The organism is Streptomyces sp. YKOK-I1 (assembly GCF_054660435.1).
The window spans coordinates 7,386,294-7,402,198 of sequence record NZ_BAAGDR010000001.1 but is presented as its reverse complement, the minus strand read 5'-3'; the positions used below and the strand labels follow the sequence as shown (position 1 = coordinate 7,402,198).

At 72.5% G+C, this 15,905-nt stretch carries 12 protein-coding genes; 3 read left to right on the top strand and 9 right to left on the bottom strand.

What is annotated here, in order from left to right:
• Positions 1 to 17: 17 nt before the first annotated feature.
• From ACYQ8Q_RS33035 to ACYQ8Q_RS33025, 3 genes are all read left to right on the top strand, one after another.
• The gene (locus ACYQ8Q_RS33035) at positions 18 to 4,967 is read left to right on the top strand and encodes an ATP-dependent helicase (protein WP_460070180.1); all 4,950 of its coding nucleotides are present in this window, start codon (positions 18 to 20) and stop codon (positions 4,965 to 4,967) included.
• 39 nt (positions 4,968 to 5,006) lie between these two features.
• Positions 5,007 to 5,852, top strand: a complete 846-nt coding sequence (locus ACYQ8Q_RS33030; protein ID WP_460070178.1) for a DNA-formamidopyrimidine glycosylase family protein — start codon at positions 5,007 to 5,009, stop codon at positions 5,850 to 5,852.
• 88 nt (positions 5,853 to 5,940) lie between these two features.
• The gene (locus ACYQ8Q_RS33025) at positions 5,941 to 6,705 is read left to right on the top strand and encodes an SDR family NAD(P)-dependent oxidoreductase (protein WP_460070176.1); all 765 of its coding nucleotides are present in this window, start codon (positions 5,941 to 5,943) and stop codon (positions 6,703 to 6,705) included.
• Positions 6,706 to 6,716: 11 nt separating this feature from the next.
• Here the strand turns inward: ACYQ8Q_RS33025 and ACYQ8Q_RS33020 are convergent, their stop codons facing one another.
• The 9 genes from ACYQ8Q_RS33020 to ACYQ8Q_RS32980 all read right to left on the bottom strand — a co-directional run bounded on the left by ACYQ8Q_RS33020 (position 6,717) and on the right by ACYQ8Q_RS32980 (position 15,802).
• On the bottom strand, positions 6,717 to 6,992 hold the full coding sequence (locus ACYQ8Q_RS33020) for a hypothetical protein (RefSeq protein ID WP_460070174.1): 276 nt from the start codon (positions 6,990 to 6,992) through the stop codon (positions 6,717 to 6,719).
• Between the two features lie 17 nt (positions 6,993 to 7,009).
• Positions 7,010 to 7,480 (bottom strand): Dps family protein, encoded by a 471-nt coding sequence (locus ACYQ8Q_RS33015; protein ID WP_460073591.1) that lies wholly within the window; start codon positions 7,478 to 7,480, stop codon positions 7,010 to 7,012.
• Between the two features lie 176 nt (positions 7,481 to 7,656).
• Positions 7,657 to 8,037: a helix-turn-helix domain-containing protein gene (locus tag ACYQ8Q_RS33010; RefSeq protein ID WP_015657463.1), complete on the bottom strand. Its 381-nt coding sequence runs from the start codon at positions 8,035 to 8,037 to the stop codon at positions 7,657 to 7,659.
• 109 nt (positions 8,038 to 8,146) lie between these two features.
• Positions 8,147 to 8,692, bottom strand: a complete 546-nt coding sequence (locus ACYQ8Q_RS33005) for a CinA family protein (RefSeq protein ID WP_460070171.1) — start codon at positions 8,690 to 8,692, stop codon at positions 8,147 to 8,149.
• Positions 8,689 to 9,519, bottom strand: coding sequence for a CDP-diacylglycerol--glycerol-3-phosphate 3-phosphatidyltransferase (gene pgsA, locus ACYQ8Q_RS33000; protein WP_460070169.1), 831 nt, complete (start codon positions 9,517 to 9,519; stop codon positions 8,689 to 8,691). The genes ACYQ8Q_RS33005 and pgsA overlap by 4 nt, the downstream gene beginning before the upstream one ends.
• Complete coding sequence (gene rimO, locus ACYQ8Q_RS32995) at positions 9,516 to 11,012, bottom strand: 30S ribosomal protein S12 methylthiotransferase RimO (protein WP_460070167.1); 1,497 nt, start codon at positions 11,010 to 11,012, stop codon at positions 9,516 to 9,518. The genes pgsA and rimO overlap by 4 nt, the downstream gene beginning before the upstream one ends.
• 92 nt (positions 11,013 to 11,104) lie before the next feature.
• Positions 11,105 to 11,944, bottom strand: coding sequence for a helix-turn-helix domain-containing protein (locus tag ACYQ8Q_RS32990; RefSeq protein ID WP_460070165.1), 840 nt, complete (start codon positions 11,942 to 11,944; stop codon positions 11,105 to 11,107).
• Between the two features lie 256 nt (positions 11,945 to 12,200).
• Positions 12,201 to 14,915 (bottom strand): DNA translocase FtsK, encoded by a 2,715-nt coding sequence (locus tag ACYQ8Q_RS32985; protein ID WP_460070163.1) that lies wholly within the window; start codon positions 14,913 to 14,915, stop codon positions 12,201 to 12,203.
• A 203-nt stretch (positions 14,916 to 15,118) separates the two neighbouring features.
• Positions 15,119 to 15,802, bottom strand: a complete 684-nt coding sequence (locus ACYQ8Q_RS32980) for a response regulator (RefSeq protein WP_358989883.1) — start codon at positions 15,800 to 15,802, stop codon at positions 15,119 to 15,121.
• Positions 15,803 to 15,905 lie beyond the last annotated feature (103 nt).

Genomic DNA, 15,905 nt, shown 5'->3' with positions numbered 1-15,905 from the left:
GGGTGCAGGATGGACGCATGGTCAGCTCCGCACACCGAGCCCTCGACGGCTTCTCGCCCGCGACCCGCGGCTGGTTCACGGGGGCGTTCTCCGCGCCCACCGCGGCCCAGTCGGGCGCGTGGCAGGCCATCGCCGCGGGCTCGGACGTCCTGGTGGTGGCCCCGACCGGCTCCGGCAAGACCCTCGCGGCCTTCCTCGCGGCGCTCGACCGGCTCACCTCGACGCCCCCGCCGGCCGACCCGAAGAAGCGCTGCCGTGTCCTCTACGTCTCGCCCCTCAAGGCCCTGGCGGTGGACGTCGAGCGCAACCTGCGCAGCCCCCTGACCGGCATCCGCCAGGAGTCCGTCCGCCTGGGCCTGCCCGAACCCGAGGTCAAGGTGGGCATCCGCTCCGGCGACACCCCGCCCGCCGAGCGCCGCGCCCTCACCACCCGCCCGCCGGACATCCTGATCACCACCCCCGAGTCCCTGTTCCTGATGCTGACCTCGGCCACGCGCGACGCGCTGACGGGCATCGACACCGTCATCCTCGACGAGGTCCACGCGGTCGCGGGCACCAAGCGCGGCGCCCATCTCGCCCTCTCCCTGGAGCGCCTGGACGAACTCCTGCCCCGGCCGGCCCGCCGCATCGGCCTCTCCGCGACCGTCCGCCCGGTGGACGAGGTCGCCCGCTATCTCTCCCCGCGCCGCAAGGTGGAGATCGTCCAGCCGAAGTCCGGCAAGGAGTTCGACCTCTCGGTCGTGGTCCCCGTGGAGGACCTGGGCGAGCTGGGCGGATCACCGGTCGCCGACGGCTCCGAGGGGGCCGAGCGCCCCTCGATCTGGCCGCATGTGGAGGAGCGGATCACGGATCTGATCCAGGCCCACCACTCCACGATCGTCTTCGCGAACTCCCGCCGCCTGGCCGAGCGCCTGTGCAACCGGCTGAACGAGATCGCGTACGAGCGCGCCACCGGCCGGCCGCTGGACGAGCACCACGCCCCCGCCGAGCTGATGGGCGGCTCGGGAGCGGCCCAGGGCGCACCGCCGGTCATCGCACGCGCGCACCACGGCTCGGTGTCCAAGGAACAGCGCGCCCTGGTCGAGGAGGACCTCAAGGCGGGCCGGCTCCCCGCGGTGGTCGCCACCTCCAGCCTGGAGCTGGGCATCGACATGGGCGCGGTGGACCTGGTGGTCCAGGTCGAGTCCCCGCCCTCGGTGGCCTCCGGCCTCCAGCGCGTGGGCCGCGCGGGACACCAGGTCGGCGCGGTCTCCACGGGTGTGGTGTTCCCCAAGTACCGAGGCGACCTGGTCCAGGCGGCCGTGGTCACCGAACGCATGCGCACCGGCTCGATCGAGTCCCTGAAGGTCCCCGCGAACCCCCTGGACGTCCTGGCCCAGCAGCTCGTGGCCATGACCGCGCTGGACACCTGGCAGGTGGACGACCTGCTCGCGACGGTCCGCCGGGCCGCCCCCTTCGCCTCCCTCCCGGAGTCCGCCTTCACGGCCACCCTGGACATGCTCGCGGGCCGCTACCCCTCCGACGCGTTCGCCGAGCTGCGCCCGCGCGTGGTGTGGGACCGCGTCGCCGGCACGGTCACCGGCCGCCCGGGCGCCCAGCGCCTCGCCGTCACCTCCGGCGGCACGATCCCCGACCGCGGCCTGTTCGGCGTCTTCCTCGCGGGCGCCGACCCCAAGAAGGGCGGCGGCCGGGTCGGCGAGCTCGACGAGGAGATGGTCTACGAATCCCGCGTGGGCGATGTCTTCACCCTCGGCACCAGTTCCTGGCGCATCGAGGACATCACCCGCGACCGGGTCCTGGTCTCCCCGGCCCCCGGTGTCCCGGGCCGGCTCCCGTTCTGGAAGGGCGACCAGCTCGGCCGCCCACTGGAGCTGGGCCGCGCGGTGGGCGCGTTCCTGCGTGAGGTCGGCTCCCTGCCCAAGGACGACGCCCGGCTGCGGCTGCTCACCGCCGGCCTGGACGCCTGGGCCGCCGACAACGTCCTCACCTACCTGGACGAACAGCGCGAGGCCTGCGGCCATGTCCCCGACGACCGCACGATCGTCGTGGAGCGCTTCCGCGACGAGCTCGGCGACTGGCGGGTCGTCGTCCACTCCCCGTTCGGCGCGCAGGTCCACGCGCCCTGGGCGCTGGCGCTCGGTGCGAAGCTCTCCGAGCGGTACGGCATGGACGCCCAGGTCATGCACGCCGACGACGGCATCGTGCTGCGCCTGCCCGACGCCGACCTCATGGGCCTGGACCTGCTCGACCAGGAACCGAGGAAGGCCGGGACGGAGTACGACGCGGAGCAGGCACCGGTCGGCGCGGCGGACGTCGTCTTCGACAAGGGCGAGGTCGACCAGATCGTCACCGACCAGGTCGGCGGCTCCGCCCTGTTCGCGTCCCGGTTCCGCGAGTGCGCCGCCCGCGCGCTGCTGCTGCCCCGCCGCAACCCCGGCAAGCGCACCCCGCTGTGGCAGCAGCGCCAGCGCGCCGCACAGCTGCTCCAGGTAGCGAGCGAGTTCGGCTCGTTCCCGATCGTCCTGGAGGCGGTCCGCGAGTGCCTCCAGGACGTCTTCGACGTGCCCGGCCTGGCCGAGCTGATGGGCGATCTGGAGTCCCGCAGGGTCCGCCTGGTCGAGGTCACCACCCCCGAGCCGTCGCCGTTCGCCCGCTCCCTGCTGTTCGGGTACGTCGCCCAGTTCCTGTACGAGGGGGACTCGCCGCTCGCCGAGCGCCGCGCCGCCGCCCTCTCCCTGGACTCACGGCTGCTGGCCGAGCTGCTCGGCCAGGCGGAGCTGCGCGAGCTCCTCGACGCCGAGGTCCTCGCCGAGCTCGAACAGGAACTCCAGTGGCTCACCGAGGACCGCCGAGCCAAGGACCCCGAGGGCGTCGCCGACCTGCTCCGGCTCCTCGGTCCGCTCACCGACGCCGAGCTGGCCCGGCGCGGCGCCGAACCGCAGTGGGCGCGGGAGCTGTCCGCGGCGCGCCGCGCCATCCGCGTCCGTGTCGCCGGCACCGATCACTGGGCGGCCGTCGAGGACGCGGGCCGGCTGCGCGACGCACTCGGGACGGCGCTCCCGGTCGGCGTCCCAGAGGCCTTCACCGAACCGGTGAAGGACCCCCTGGGGGATCTCCTCGCCCGCCACGCCCGCACCCACGGCCCGTTCACCTCGGCCACCGCCGCCGCTCGTTTCGGCCTCGGGGTGGCAGTCACCGAGGGCGCCCTGCAGCGGCTCGCGGCGAGCGGACGTGTCGTCCAGGGCGAGTTCCATCCGGCGGGCATCGGCCAGGAGTGGTGCGACGCGACCGTTCTGCGCAGACTGCGCCGCCGCTCGCTGGCCGCCCTGCGGCATGAACTGGAACCGGTCGCTCCACCGGCGCTGGCCCAATTCCTGCCCCAGTGGCAGCACATCGGCAAGGGGCACTCCCTGCGCGGGGCCGACGGACTGGTGCGCGCGGTGGAGCAGCTCCAGGGCGCCTCCGTGCCGGCCTCGGCCCTGGAGAAGCTCGTCCTGCCCTCCCGGGTGAGGGACTACACCCCCGCCCTGCTCGACGAACTCACCGCCGCCGGAGAGGTCGTCTGGGCGGGAGCGGGCGCGCTCCCCGGCAAGGACGGCTGGGTCTCCCTGTACCTGGCGGACGCCGCCCCGCTGCTGCTGCCCCCGCCCCATCCGCTGGAGCCGACGGCCCTGCACCAGTCCGTCCTCGACTCCCTGTCCGGGGGCTACGGTCTGTTCTTCCGCCAGATCGCCGACCAGGTGCGCGCCACCACCCATCCCGACGCCACGGACCCCCAACTCGCCGACGCCGTCTGGGACCTGGCCTGGTCCGGCCGGCTCACCAACGACACGCTGGCGCCGATGCGCTCGCTGCTGGGCTCGGGCCGCACGGCCGGCTCCACCGCCCACCGCGCCAGGCGCGCGGTCCCCCGGGGCCGCTACGGCTCCCTGACGGCCGCCGCCCGCCCCGCCTCCCGCAGCGGCCCGCCCACCGTCGCCGGCCGCTGGTCCCTGGTCCCGGCCCAGGAGCCCGACCCCACCGTCCGGGCCCACGCCCTCGCCCGTACGCTCCTCGACCGGCACGGGGTGGTGACCCGGGGTGCGGTCGCGGCCGAGGGCGTCGAGGGCGGCTTCTCGGCGACGTACCGCATCCTGTCCGCGTTCGAGGAGAGCGGCCAGGCCCGGCGCGGATACGTCGTGGAGGGCCTCGGCGCGGCCCAGTTCGCGATGGACGGCGCCGTGGACCGGCTGCGCGCGGTGTCCAACGCCCGCGACCGGGGCGAGGCGGTGCAGGCCCCGGCCGACACCCGGCCGACGACCACCGGGGGCGCCTTCCCCGGCCCGTTCACCGACACCTTCAGCGACACCTTCAGCGACACCTTCACCGACCCGTTCCCCGGTGCATCCGCCGACGCGCCCTCCGACGGCTTCCCCGACGACTTCGCGTCCGGCGACGAGGACACCCGGTGGGCCCCCTCGATCCCCTCGGCCCCCGGCAGGTACACCGCCGCACACGACTTCGCCTCCCCCGGCCCGGGCGGCGCCGCCCGGCAGCACCGCCGTACGGCACCCCGCGCCGACGACCCCGCCTCGCGCGCGGTCGTCCTCGCCGCCGCCGACCCGGCGAACGCGTACGGTGCCGCCCTGGGCTGGCCGGAGCCGCCGACGGGCGCGGGGCACAAACCGGGCCGCAAGGCGGGCTCCCTGGTGGTGCTCGTCGAGGGTGAGCTGACGCTCTACATGGAGCGCGGCGGCAAGACCGTGCTGGCCTGGCCCTCCGTCCCGGACGCCGACGGCAGCCCCCTCGACGACCCCCGCATGCGGGCCGCGGCGGAGGCCCTCGCCCAGGCCGCTCGCGCAGGCTCCCTCGGCACGGTCACGGTGGAGCGGATCAACGGCGTCTCGGCCCTGACCTCCCCCCTAGGGGTCCTCCTGGAAGGCGCGGGCTTCATCGCGACCCCGCGTGGGCTGCGGCTGCGCGCATGACCACTCCGCCGAACGACCGCCCCGTGCCACCCTTGACCCATGCCCGAAGGTGACACGGTCTGGCAGACGTCGAAGCGACTGCACGACGCTCTCGCGGGCAAGGTGCTGACCGCGAGCGACTTCCGGGTACCGAAGTACGCCACAGTCGACCTGAGCGGCCGGCAGGTGCTGAACACGGTGCCGCGCGGCAAGCACCTGCTCACCCGGGTGGAGGGCGGACTGACCCTGCACACCCATCTGCGCATGGAGGGCGCCTGGAGGGTCTTCGGCGAAGGTGAGCGCTGGAAGGGCGGCCCGGCCCACCAGATCCGGGTGGTCCTCGGCACCGACGACCGCACGGCGGTCGGCTACCGGCTCCAGGTCATGGAACTGCTGCGCACCACCGAGGAGGAACGCGTGGTCGGCCACCTCGGCCCCGATCTCCTCGGCCCCGACTGGAACGCCGACCTCGCGCTCACGAACCTCCGCTCCGACCCCGCGCGCCCGCTGGGCGAGGCACTGCTGGACCAGCGCAATCTCGCCGGCATCGGCAACGTCTACAAGAGCGAGCTCTGCTTCCTGCTCGGCATCACCCCCTGGCTTCCCGTCGGCGCGCTCCCCGCCGACCGCGCCGCGCACCTGCCCGGCCTCGCCCGGCGGCTGCTGGAGGTGAACCGCGACCGTGTGGTCCGCCGTACCACCGGCCTGCCCCACCAGGACCTCTTCGTCTACGGTCGCGCGCCCCGCCCCTGTCTGCGCTGCCGCACCTCGATCCGGGTCGCCGACCAGGGCGACGGCTCGCGGGAGCGCCCCACCTACTGGTGCCCGACCTGCCAACGGGGTCCCGCACCGGCACCGGGCTCCCCGCAGCGCCGGCGGGAGCGCTATCGCCGTACGTCCGACTGATCGCCGTACGTCCGACTGATCACCGCACAGGCACTGATCGCCGCACGACCAATTGACGACCCGTCAGAAACGCTCGTACCGTCCCCTCATGGGCGTGAAGGCGTACGACCTCACCGGACGCACCGCGTTCGTCACCGGCGCCGCGAGCGGGATCGGCCGGGCCTGTGCCGTGCTGCTCGCCGAGGCGGGGGCTCTCGTGCACGGCGCGGACCGTGACGCGCAGGGCCTGCGCGAGACCGCGACGCTGATCGAGGACCGGGGCGGCACCGCCCGTACGCACCGGCTGGACGTCACCGACCGCGCCCAGGTCCGCCGCGCCGTGCAGTCCTGCGAGCGCCTGGACGTGATGGCCGCGGTCGCCGGGATCATGCACAGCAGCCCCGTCCTGGAGACCCGTGACGAGGACCTCGACCGGGTCCTGGACGTCAACTTCAAGGGTGTGCTGTACGCCTGCCAGGAGGCCGCCCGGCTGATGCTCGCGCAGGGCGGGGGCGGCAGCATCGTCACGATGGCCTCGGGCGCCGTGGACACCGGCGGACCGGGACTGCTCTGCTACGGCGCCGCCAAGGCGGCCGTCGTCCAGCTGACGAAGACCCTGGCGACCGAGGTCGGCCGGCACGGCATCCGTGTCAACGCCGTGGCCCCCGGCTGGATCCGCACCCCCATGACCGATCGCCACGACCCCGGCGCACAGGCGCACACCGAGGCGCTCATGGCCCGTATGTCACCCCTGGGACGCGTCGGCGCGCCGGAGGACATCGCCCACGCGGTCCTCCATCTGGCCTCGGACGCGTCCGCCTTCACCACGGGCCAGATCCTCCGCCCGAACGGCGGCGTGGCCATGCCCTGGTAGCGCTGTGGCGCTCACCCGGACGCGTCGGTGGTCCCGGCACGGGACGCCTCCCGGACCGTCGCCCCGGTTCCGCGCCAGGCGGCCCGCCAGCGCCCCGCGGCGACCGCCCCCACGGCCCGGCCCTTGGCCACACAGTGCACCGGCAGCAGGCTCAGCCCCCAGCCGCCGGCGGCGACCGCCCCCTCCAGCACCCCGGCGCCCGGCGCCACGGCGAGCCTGACCACGGCCCACCACCACACGGCGCCGAGCCCGAGCATCACCCCCCGGCGCACCATGCGGTCCGCCACGGCCCTCCCGCCCGGGATCAGACGTTCTCCGCCTGGAACATCCAGTGGTGCTTCTCGAGATCGGCCGTGATCCCGATGAAGATGTCCTGGCTGACCGGGTCCGGGTGTCCGGTGGCCGCGACGCGCTCCCGCATCCGGGTGATGGCCGCGCCCAGCGCCGACACCAGCGCACCGACCGCGTCGGCGTCCTTGATCCAGCCCTCCGGCACCGAGCCGAGTCCGCTGCCGCCCGCGACCGTCGCCGCCCGGCCGTCCGGCGGGACACCGAGCGCGGACGCCCGCTCCGCCACGGTGTCGGAGTGGACCCGGGCGACGGCCACGACCTCGTCGAGCTGGAGGTGGATGGACCGGAACCGGGACCCGACGACGTTCCAGTGGACCTGCTTGGCGAGCAGCGAGAGATCGACCAGGTCGACGAGTGCGCCCTGGAGCGCCTCACCGACGGTCTTCAGGTCGGCGTCGGACAGGGGGCTCTTCACGACGTACATCCCTACCTCCGGTGTGTGGCGGCCGTCGTGCCTCTTCACCATGACCGCAGTACCCCGGATGGGCAAACCGACGCGGAAAACGCGGAAGGCCCCGTCCGCGCTCCTCCGGGCCTGCCCGGAGAAGCCCCGGCCGGGGCCTCGCGCACGTCGACGCTCACACGCCCACGCGGATGAACCTATGCGGCGACCACGTCCACCGCCTCGGCGGGTGCCTTGATGGTCACCCGCTCCGGTGGCACACCGGTCACCGACACGGAACCCAGCATCGGACGGACCGACGTGGGCACAGGCTCGCTGGGGGTGGCCGCAGCAGACTGGGCCAGCTCGGCGAGGGCGAGCTCGTCGCTCACTTCCCGCATGAGCTCGGACATCCGTACGTCCAGCGCGTCGCAGATGGCGGAGAGCAGCTCGGAGGAAGCCTCCTTCTGCCCCCGCTCCACCTCGGAGAGATAGCCGAGTGAGACTCGGGCGGACGAGGAGACTTCGCGCAGAGTACGGCCCTGGCGCTGGCGCTGCCGACGCAGCACGTCACCCAGCAGGCGACGGAGCAGAATCATCGGTGGCTCCCTCCTCGGACCGCGTAGCCGCATCCTTCACGCCCCACCGTACCGCCTTGCGCTGCGGCCGTGCGGGGAGCGATGTCGTGTTCACTCAGGGCTGCAAACATCAAAACCCCCCGTTCTGTTCCGTATCCTGTGCCCGCTCATTCCCGGCGTGTTCGCCCGCAAGTTCTGTCAGAAGCAGTACGAGCACGCTCCGTACACTCTCTCTACGAATTTCCTCGCGGTCGCCGTTCAACCGCAGGGCCTCCACTTTTCCGCCAGAGGCGGAACCAAATCCCGGCCGGGAGGGTCCGTCGACGGCCACGAAGACCGTCCCGACGGGCCGGCCGTCCTGCGGTTCGGGGCCGGCGACTCCGGTGGTCGCGATGCCCCAGTCGGCGCCCAGCGCCTTGCGCACCCCGGCCGCCATCTGGGCCGCGACCTGCGGATCCACCGCGCCCCGGGCGGCCAGCAGACCGCCGTCCACACCGAGCAGGTCCCGCTTCAGCTCGGTCGCGTAGGCCGTGACCGAGCCGCGGAAGACCTTGGACGCCCCGGGCACCGAGGTGATCTCGGCCGCGACCAGGCCACCGGTCAGCGACTCGGCGACAGCGAGCGTGCCACCCTTCACCGTGAGTAGTCGCACCAGGTCGGTGGCCGTGGAATTCACGCTTCCGTCTCCTCCGAGGCCGCCTGGCGCGCGGCGATTCCCTGCCGGCGCAGCACAATGGCCTGTCTTACGTAGTCGAGGCCCGTCACCACGGTCAGGACGACCGCGGCGGCCATCACCCACCACCTCAGAGTGGCCAGCCATCCCGTCAGCGGCAGGACGTACATCCCGACGGCCACGCCCTGGGTGAGCGTCTTGAGCTTGCCGCCCCGGCTCGCCGGGATGACTCCGTACCGGATGACGATGAAACGCAGCAGGGTGATCCCGAGTTCCCGGCCGAGGATCACGATCGTCACCCACCACGGCAGGTCGCCGAGCGCGGAGAGGCAGATCAGCGCCGCTCCCATGATCGCCTTGTCGGCGATGGGGTCGGCGATCTTCCCGAAGTCGGTGACGAGGTCGTACGTCCGCGCGATGTGACCGTCGAACAGGTCGGTGATCATGGCGATGGCGAAGGCCGCCCAGGCGAAGGCACGCCACGCCGGGTCGTAGCCGCCGTCGGCCAGCATCAGCGCGACGAAGCCGGGCACGAGGATCAGCCGGAGCATCGTCAGCAGATTGGCGATGTTCCAGACGCTCGCCTGGTTGACGGCGGCGGCGGCCAGCTTGCCGCCGCGCGGCGCCCGGCCGTCGGCAGCGGCGGCCGGTCCCGCATCGGGCCCGGCGGCACCGGTCCCCGCTACGGCTGTCGGTTCGACGGCGCCGGGCGTCTCGACGGCGGACACGTCCGCCGCGGAGGCCCCTTTCGCCGCTTTCTTCAGGTTCGCCGGATTCGCCTGCTTCGCCGGCGAGGAGCCCTCCGCGGCCGATGCCGGGACACCCGTCATCTGCCCGCCTCCTCACTACACCCGAAAGAGCCCTGCAGGGGTTCGGCCACGAGGTCGACGCCCTCGGTGCCGACCACCTTCGCCTCGACCATACGGCCGACGGCCAGACCTTCGCCCGACGTGAGCATCACCTGTCCGTCGGTCTCCGGCGCCTGGTGCGCCCCGCGGCCGTGCACGCCGTCCTCGTCCAGGGACTCCACGAGCACGTGGACGGTCTCGCCGACGCGCTCCTCGGCCCGCTGCGAGACGAGTTCCTCGGCGAGCCGGGAGACCCGGGCGAGCCGCTCGGCGACGAGGTCCGGATCGAGCTTGTTCTCGTAGGTGGCGGCCTCGGTGCCCTCCTCGTCGGAGTAGCCGAAGACACCGATGGCGTCCAGCCGCGCGCCGTTCAGGAACCGCTCCAGCTCGGCCAGGTCGGCCTCGGACTCGCCGGGGAAGCCGACGATGAAGTTGGAGCGCACGCCCGCCTGGGGCGCCTTGGAGCGGATGGTGTCGAGCAGTTCCAGGAACCGGTCGGTGTCGCCGAAGCGGCGCATCGCGCGCAGCACCCCGGGCGCGGAGTGCTGGAAGGACAGGTCGAAGTAGGGCGCGATCCTCGGCGTGGACGTCAGGACGTCGATGAGACCGGGCCGCATCTCGGCGGGCTGGAGGTAGCTGACCCGGACCCGCTCCAGGCCGTCGATGTCCGCGAGCTCGGGCAGCAGCGACTCCAGCAGCCGGATGTCGCCGAGGTCCTTGCCGTAGGAGGTGTTGTTCTCGGAGACCAGCATGATCTCCTTGACGCCCTGCTCGGCCAGCCACCGCGACTCGTTCAGCACATCGCTCGGCCGGCGCGAGATGAAGGAGCCCCGGAAGGACGGGATGGCGCAGAAGGAGCAGCGCCGGTCGCAGCCGGAGGCGAGCTTCACCGAGGCGACGGGGGCGCCGTCGAGACGGCGGCGCAGGGGCGCGCGCGGGCCGGACTGCGGGGCGACGCCCTCCGGCAGGTCCACCGGGGCACCCTGCCCGGGCAGGTCCACCGGAGCGCCGTGCCCGGGCAGCGCCACATCGGTCGCCGACTGCCGCTCGGCCGGGCTGATCGGCAGCAGCTTGCGCCGGTCGCGCGGGGTGTGGGAGGCGTGGACGCCGCCGCTCAGGATGGTCTGGAGGCGGTCGGAGATGTCCGCGTAGTCGTCGAAGCCGAGCACGCCGTCGGCTTCGGGGAGGGCCTCGGCGAGCTCCTTGCCGTACCGCTCGGCCATGCAGCCCACCGCCACGACGGCCTGGGTTCTGCCGTGGCCCTTGAGGTCGTTGGCCTCCAGGAGGGCGTCGACGGAGTCCTTCTTGGCGGCCTCGACGAAGCCACAGGTGTTGACGACGGCGACGTCCGCGTCCTCGGCGTCCTCGACGAGCTGCCAGCCGTCCGCCTCCAAACGGCCTGCGAGCTCCTCCGAGTCCACCTCGTTACGGGCGCAGCCAAGGGTGACGAGTGCGACGGTACGGCGTTCAGGCATGGGCTCAAGACTACTTTGTCCCACCGACAGCGAACGTCGACGGGGTTGGCGATCTTGGCCGACCCCGTCGACGCACACGAATCTCCTATGTCTCACCCAGCCTGCGGGTCGCCCTTGGTGTACGTCAGGCGCTCCACGGCACCGGGCTGGAAGTTGTCGTCGATCTTCTTGCCGTTGACGAACAGATCGATCGCCCCGGCGTCGCCGAGGACGAGGTTGATCTTCTCGCTGTCCTGGAAGGTCTTGGAGTCGCCCTGCTTGAGGAGTCCGTCAAACAGCAGCCGGCCGTTGTGGTCCTTGGCGGAGATCCAGCTGCGGCCGTCGGTGGCGCTGACCTGGACGGTCACCTTGTCCTGGGGAGCCGCGGCGATGGCGCTGTCGGAGGGCTCGGGCGTCTCGTCGACGGATTTCTCGGTCTTCGGGGTGGGCGAGGCGGTGGCTCCGGCCGTGGCCGTGCTGCCCTCGGCGACGGAGGTCTTGGAGCCGTCCTCGTCGCCGCCCTTGAACGCGGTGAAGCCGACGAAGCCGACCACGGCGACGATCGCGGCGACCATGGCCGCCGTCCAGTTCGGTCCGCGGCGTTCGGGACGGATGCGTTCCGCCTCGAACAGCGGGGCGGCCGGGGTCGGCGCGGGACGGCCGCCGTGGGTCGCGTCGTACCGTTCGATCAGCGGGGCGGGGTCGAGCCGGACGATCCGGGCCAGCGTCCGGATGTGCCCGCGCGCGTAGACGTCACCGCCGCAGGGGGCGAAGTCGTCCGACTCGATGGCACGGATGATGGCGATGCGGACTCGGGTGGCGGTACTGACGTCGTCAACGGTCAGCCCGGCGCTGATCCGCGCCTGGCGCAGGGCACGACCGATGGAGAAGGGGGCTTCCTCGGACGGGTCTTCGAACGGACGCTCGTCTTCAGGGGAGTTGCCGATGGACACGGGGGCGCCTTTCGAGCGTGTAGCCACCTGTGCTGGAAGTTCAGTCTAGGGGGGGTGCCAAAGGGAGGGGCAACCGGACAGTACGACTTTGTACGCCATCGGAATGGCCGGTCACGCCGATGACGGCGGCCAGGCACGACCCTCGGTTGAAAGTCGTACCTGTCCTCTCGCTCAACTGGACGTACGCCAAAGGGAAACGGTTGCCCTGCGGTTTCTAACGGGTGAGTCACGGACCCCCGGCGCCCTGACGCAACGCCTACCCCGCAGACTCTCCCCGAATCACCGCGAGCACGCCGTCCAGTTCGTCGGGCTTCACGAGAACGTCACGGGCCTTCGAACCCTCGCTCGGCCCGACGATGTTCCGCGACTCCATGAGGTCCATCAGCCGGCCCGCCTTGGCGAAGCCGACGCGCAGCTTGCGCTGGAGCATCGAGGTCGAGCCGAACTGGGTGGAGACGACCAGCTCGGCCGCCTGGCACAGCAGGTCGAGGTCGTCGCCGATGTCCTCGTCGATCTCCTTCTTCTGCTTGCCGCCGACGGTGACGTCGTCCCGGAAGACGGGCGCCATCTGGTCCTTGCAGTGCTGGACGACGGCCGCGACCTCGGCCTCGGTCACGAAGGCGCCCTGCATACGGGTCGGCTTGTTGGCGCCCATCGGCAGGAAGAGTCCGTCGCCCTTGCCGATCAGCTTCTCGGCGCCCGGCTGGTCGAGGATGACCCGGGAGTCGGCGAGCGAGGAGGTGGCGAAGGCGAGCCGGGAGGGCACGTTCGCCTTGATCAGACCGGTGACGACGTCGACCGAGGGCCGCTGGGTGGCGAGCACCAGATGGATGCCGGCCGCGCGTGCGAGCTGGGTGATCCGCACGATCGCGTCCTCGACGTCCCGCGGGGCGACCATCATCAGGTCGGCCAGCTCGTCCACGATCACCAGCAGATACGGGTACGGCTGGAGCTCGCGTCCGCTGCCCTCGGGCGGCTTGACCTTGCCGTTCCTTATGGCCTCGTTGAAGTCGTCGATGTGCCGGAAGCCGTACGCGGCGAGGTCGTCGTAGCGCAGGTCCATCTCGCGCACGACCCACTGCAGCGCCTCGGCGGCCCGCTTCGGGTTGGTGATGATCGGCGTGATCAGGTGCGGGATGCCCTCGTACGCGGTCAGCTCGACGCGCTTGGGGTCGACGAGGACCATCCGCACGTCCTCGGGCGTCGCGCGGACCATGACCGAGGTGATCAGACAGTTGATGCACGACGACTTGCCGGAACCGGTGGCTCCGGCGACGAGGATGTGCGGCATCTTCGCCAGGTTGGCCATCACATAGCCGCCCTCGACGTCCTTGCCGAGCGCCACGAGCATCGGATGGTCGTCCTCGGCCGCGTCGGCGAGCCGCAGCACGTCCCCGAGGTTGACCATCTCGCGGTCGGTGTTGGGGATCTCGATGCCGACCGCCGACTTGCCGGGGATCGGGCTGATGATCCGCACGTCCGGGCTGGCGACGGCGTACGCGATGTTCTTGGTGAGGGCGGTGATCCGCTCGACCTTCACGGCGGGGCCGAGCTCGACCTCGTAGCGGGTGACCGTCGGGCCGCGGGTGAAGCCGGTGACGGCGGCGTCGACCTTGAACTCGGTGAAGACGTTCGTCAGCGAGGCGACGACGGCGTCGTTGGCGGCGCTGCGCGCCTTGCCGGGGCCGCCGCGCTCCAGGAGGTCCAGCGAGGGCAGCGCGTAGGTGATGTCGCCGGAGAGCTGGAGCTGCTCGGCGCGCGGCGGCAGGTCGCGGATCTCCTCCGGCGGCGCCTTGGTCAGATCGGGGACGGGCGCGCCCTTGAGCATCTCCTGCTTCGGCCGCGCGGCCGGGACCGGTGTCGGTGCGGTCGCCTCGCGGTCGCCGCTGCGCACGCCCTGGGTGAGGTCGGCGACGAGCGGGGACGGCGGCAGGCCGTGCATCACGACCCCGTCGAGATCGGCCGCGGCGGCCGCGGCGATGTCCACGGCGTCCAGCTCCCGGTCCTGCGCGGGCTGCGGCACGGCCGAGCGCCGGGGCCGGCCGCGGCGCTCGGAGAGCGCCTCCTGCTCGGCGCCGTCGGGGTCGTACGCCCGGGGTGCGCCGGAGCGCCGACGGGGGCGCCCGGGCAGTCCCTCGCGCCACTGCTCGTCGTAGCGCGCGTCGTCGTCGGAGAGTTCGCCGTCCGCGTGCGGGTCGTCCAGCACGCCGAGGCGCACCCCGAGCTGCCGCAGCCGCTGGGGGATCGCGTTGACCGGGGTGGCCGTGACCACCAGCAGCCCGAAGACCGTGAGCAGCACGAGCAGCGGTACGGCGAGCACCTCGCCCATGGTGTACGTCAGCGGGGTCGCCGCGCCCCAGCCGATGAGGCCGCCGGCGTCCCTTATCGCCTGCATGCCGTCGCTGCGGGCGGGTGCGCCGCAGGCGATGTGGACCTGGCCGAGGACGCCGATGACGAGCGCCGACAGGCCGATCACGATGCGGCCGTTGGCGTCGGGCTGCTCGGGGTGGCGGATGAAGCGCACGGCGATGACGGCGAGCAGGATCGGCACGAGCAGATCGAGCCGGCCGAAGGAGCCGGTGACGAGGATCTCGACCAGATCGCCGACGGGGCCCTTCAGGTCGGCCCAGGTGCCCGCCGCGACGATCAGCGCCATGCCGAGCAGCAGCAGGGCGACGCCGTCCTTGCGGTGGGCGGGGTCGAGGTTCTTCGCGCCGTTCCCTATCCCCCGGAACACCGCGCCGACGGCGTGCGCCAGGCCCAGCCAGAGGGCGCGCACGAGCCGGTAGATGCCCCCGGTGGGGCTCGGCGCCGGCTTGGGCGCCGGTGCCGCCTTCCTGGCCGCGGCCTTCTTGGCGGGCGCCTTCTTGGCCGGGGCCTTTTTCGCGGCGGCCTTCTTCGCCGGGGCCTTCGCGGGAGCAGCGGCCTTCTTGGCGGGCTGCTTCTTCGCTGCGGAGGGACGTGAGGCCATGGGTGTGAGGTTACCGGGGGAGACGACAGCGGACACGTGTGCCCACTGCTTCACCCGTTCGTGTCGGCCTTGCGCAGGCGTGGAACTGACGCGTCCGAGGGGCGGGGGTGGTGAGCCGGCGCATCCGCCCCCTGACGGCGGGGACCTGACCGCGGCTCACGCCCAACTGCTTCCGCCCCTCGACTCAGTTCGGCGACGCCTGCTCAGTTCTGCGACGGCACCGAGGCGGCGCCGTTGCCCGTGCCCGGCTCCAGCGCGTCCAGCGCCCGGCGCAGACCGGTGAGTTTGCGCTCCAGATGCGCCGCCGTGGCCACCGCGGCCGCGTCCGCCGACTCGTCGTCGAGCTGCTTGGACAGCGCCTCCGCCTGCTCCTCGACGGCCGCGAGCCGAGCGGACAGCTCGGCCAGCAGCCCGGCCGGCTCCTTGGCGCCGCCCGCCGCGGCCTTGCCGCCACCCTCCAACTGGAGCCGCAGCAGCGCCGCCTGCTCCCTCAGCTGGCAGTTCTTCATGTACAGCTCGACGAACACCGAGACCTTCGCGCGCAGCACCCACGGGTCGAACGGCTTGGAGATGTAGTCCACCGCTCCGGCCGCATACCCCCGGAAGGTGTGATGCGGGCCGTGGTTGATCGCCGTGAGGAAGATGATCGGGATGTCCCTGGTGCGTTCTCGCCGCTTGATGTGCGCGGCCGTTTCGAAACCGTCCATTCCCGGCATCTGGACGTCCAGCAGAATGACCGCGAAGTCGTCCGTCAGCAGTGCTTTGAGCGCCTCTTCCCCGGACGATGCCCGCACCAGCGTCTGATCGAGCGCCGAGAGGATCGCCTCCAGCGCCAGCAGATTCTCCGGCCGGTCATCGACCAGGAGGATCTTGGCCTTCTGCACCATGGCCCGCCCTCCTCGCCCCGGCAGTGCACCGGGCGCCGCCCCTGGGGACGACTCCTTTGCGCCGCCCTTCCTTGTGCCGGTCATGGTAGCCGCACCCCGACCG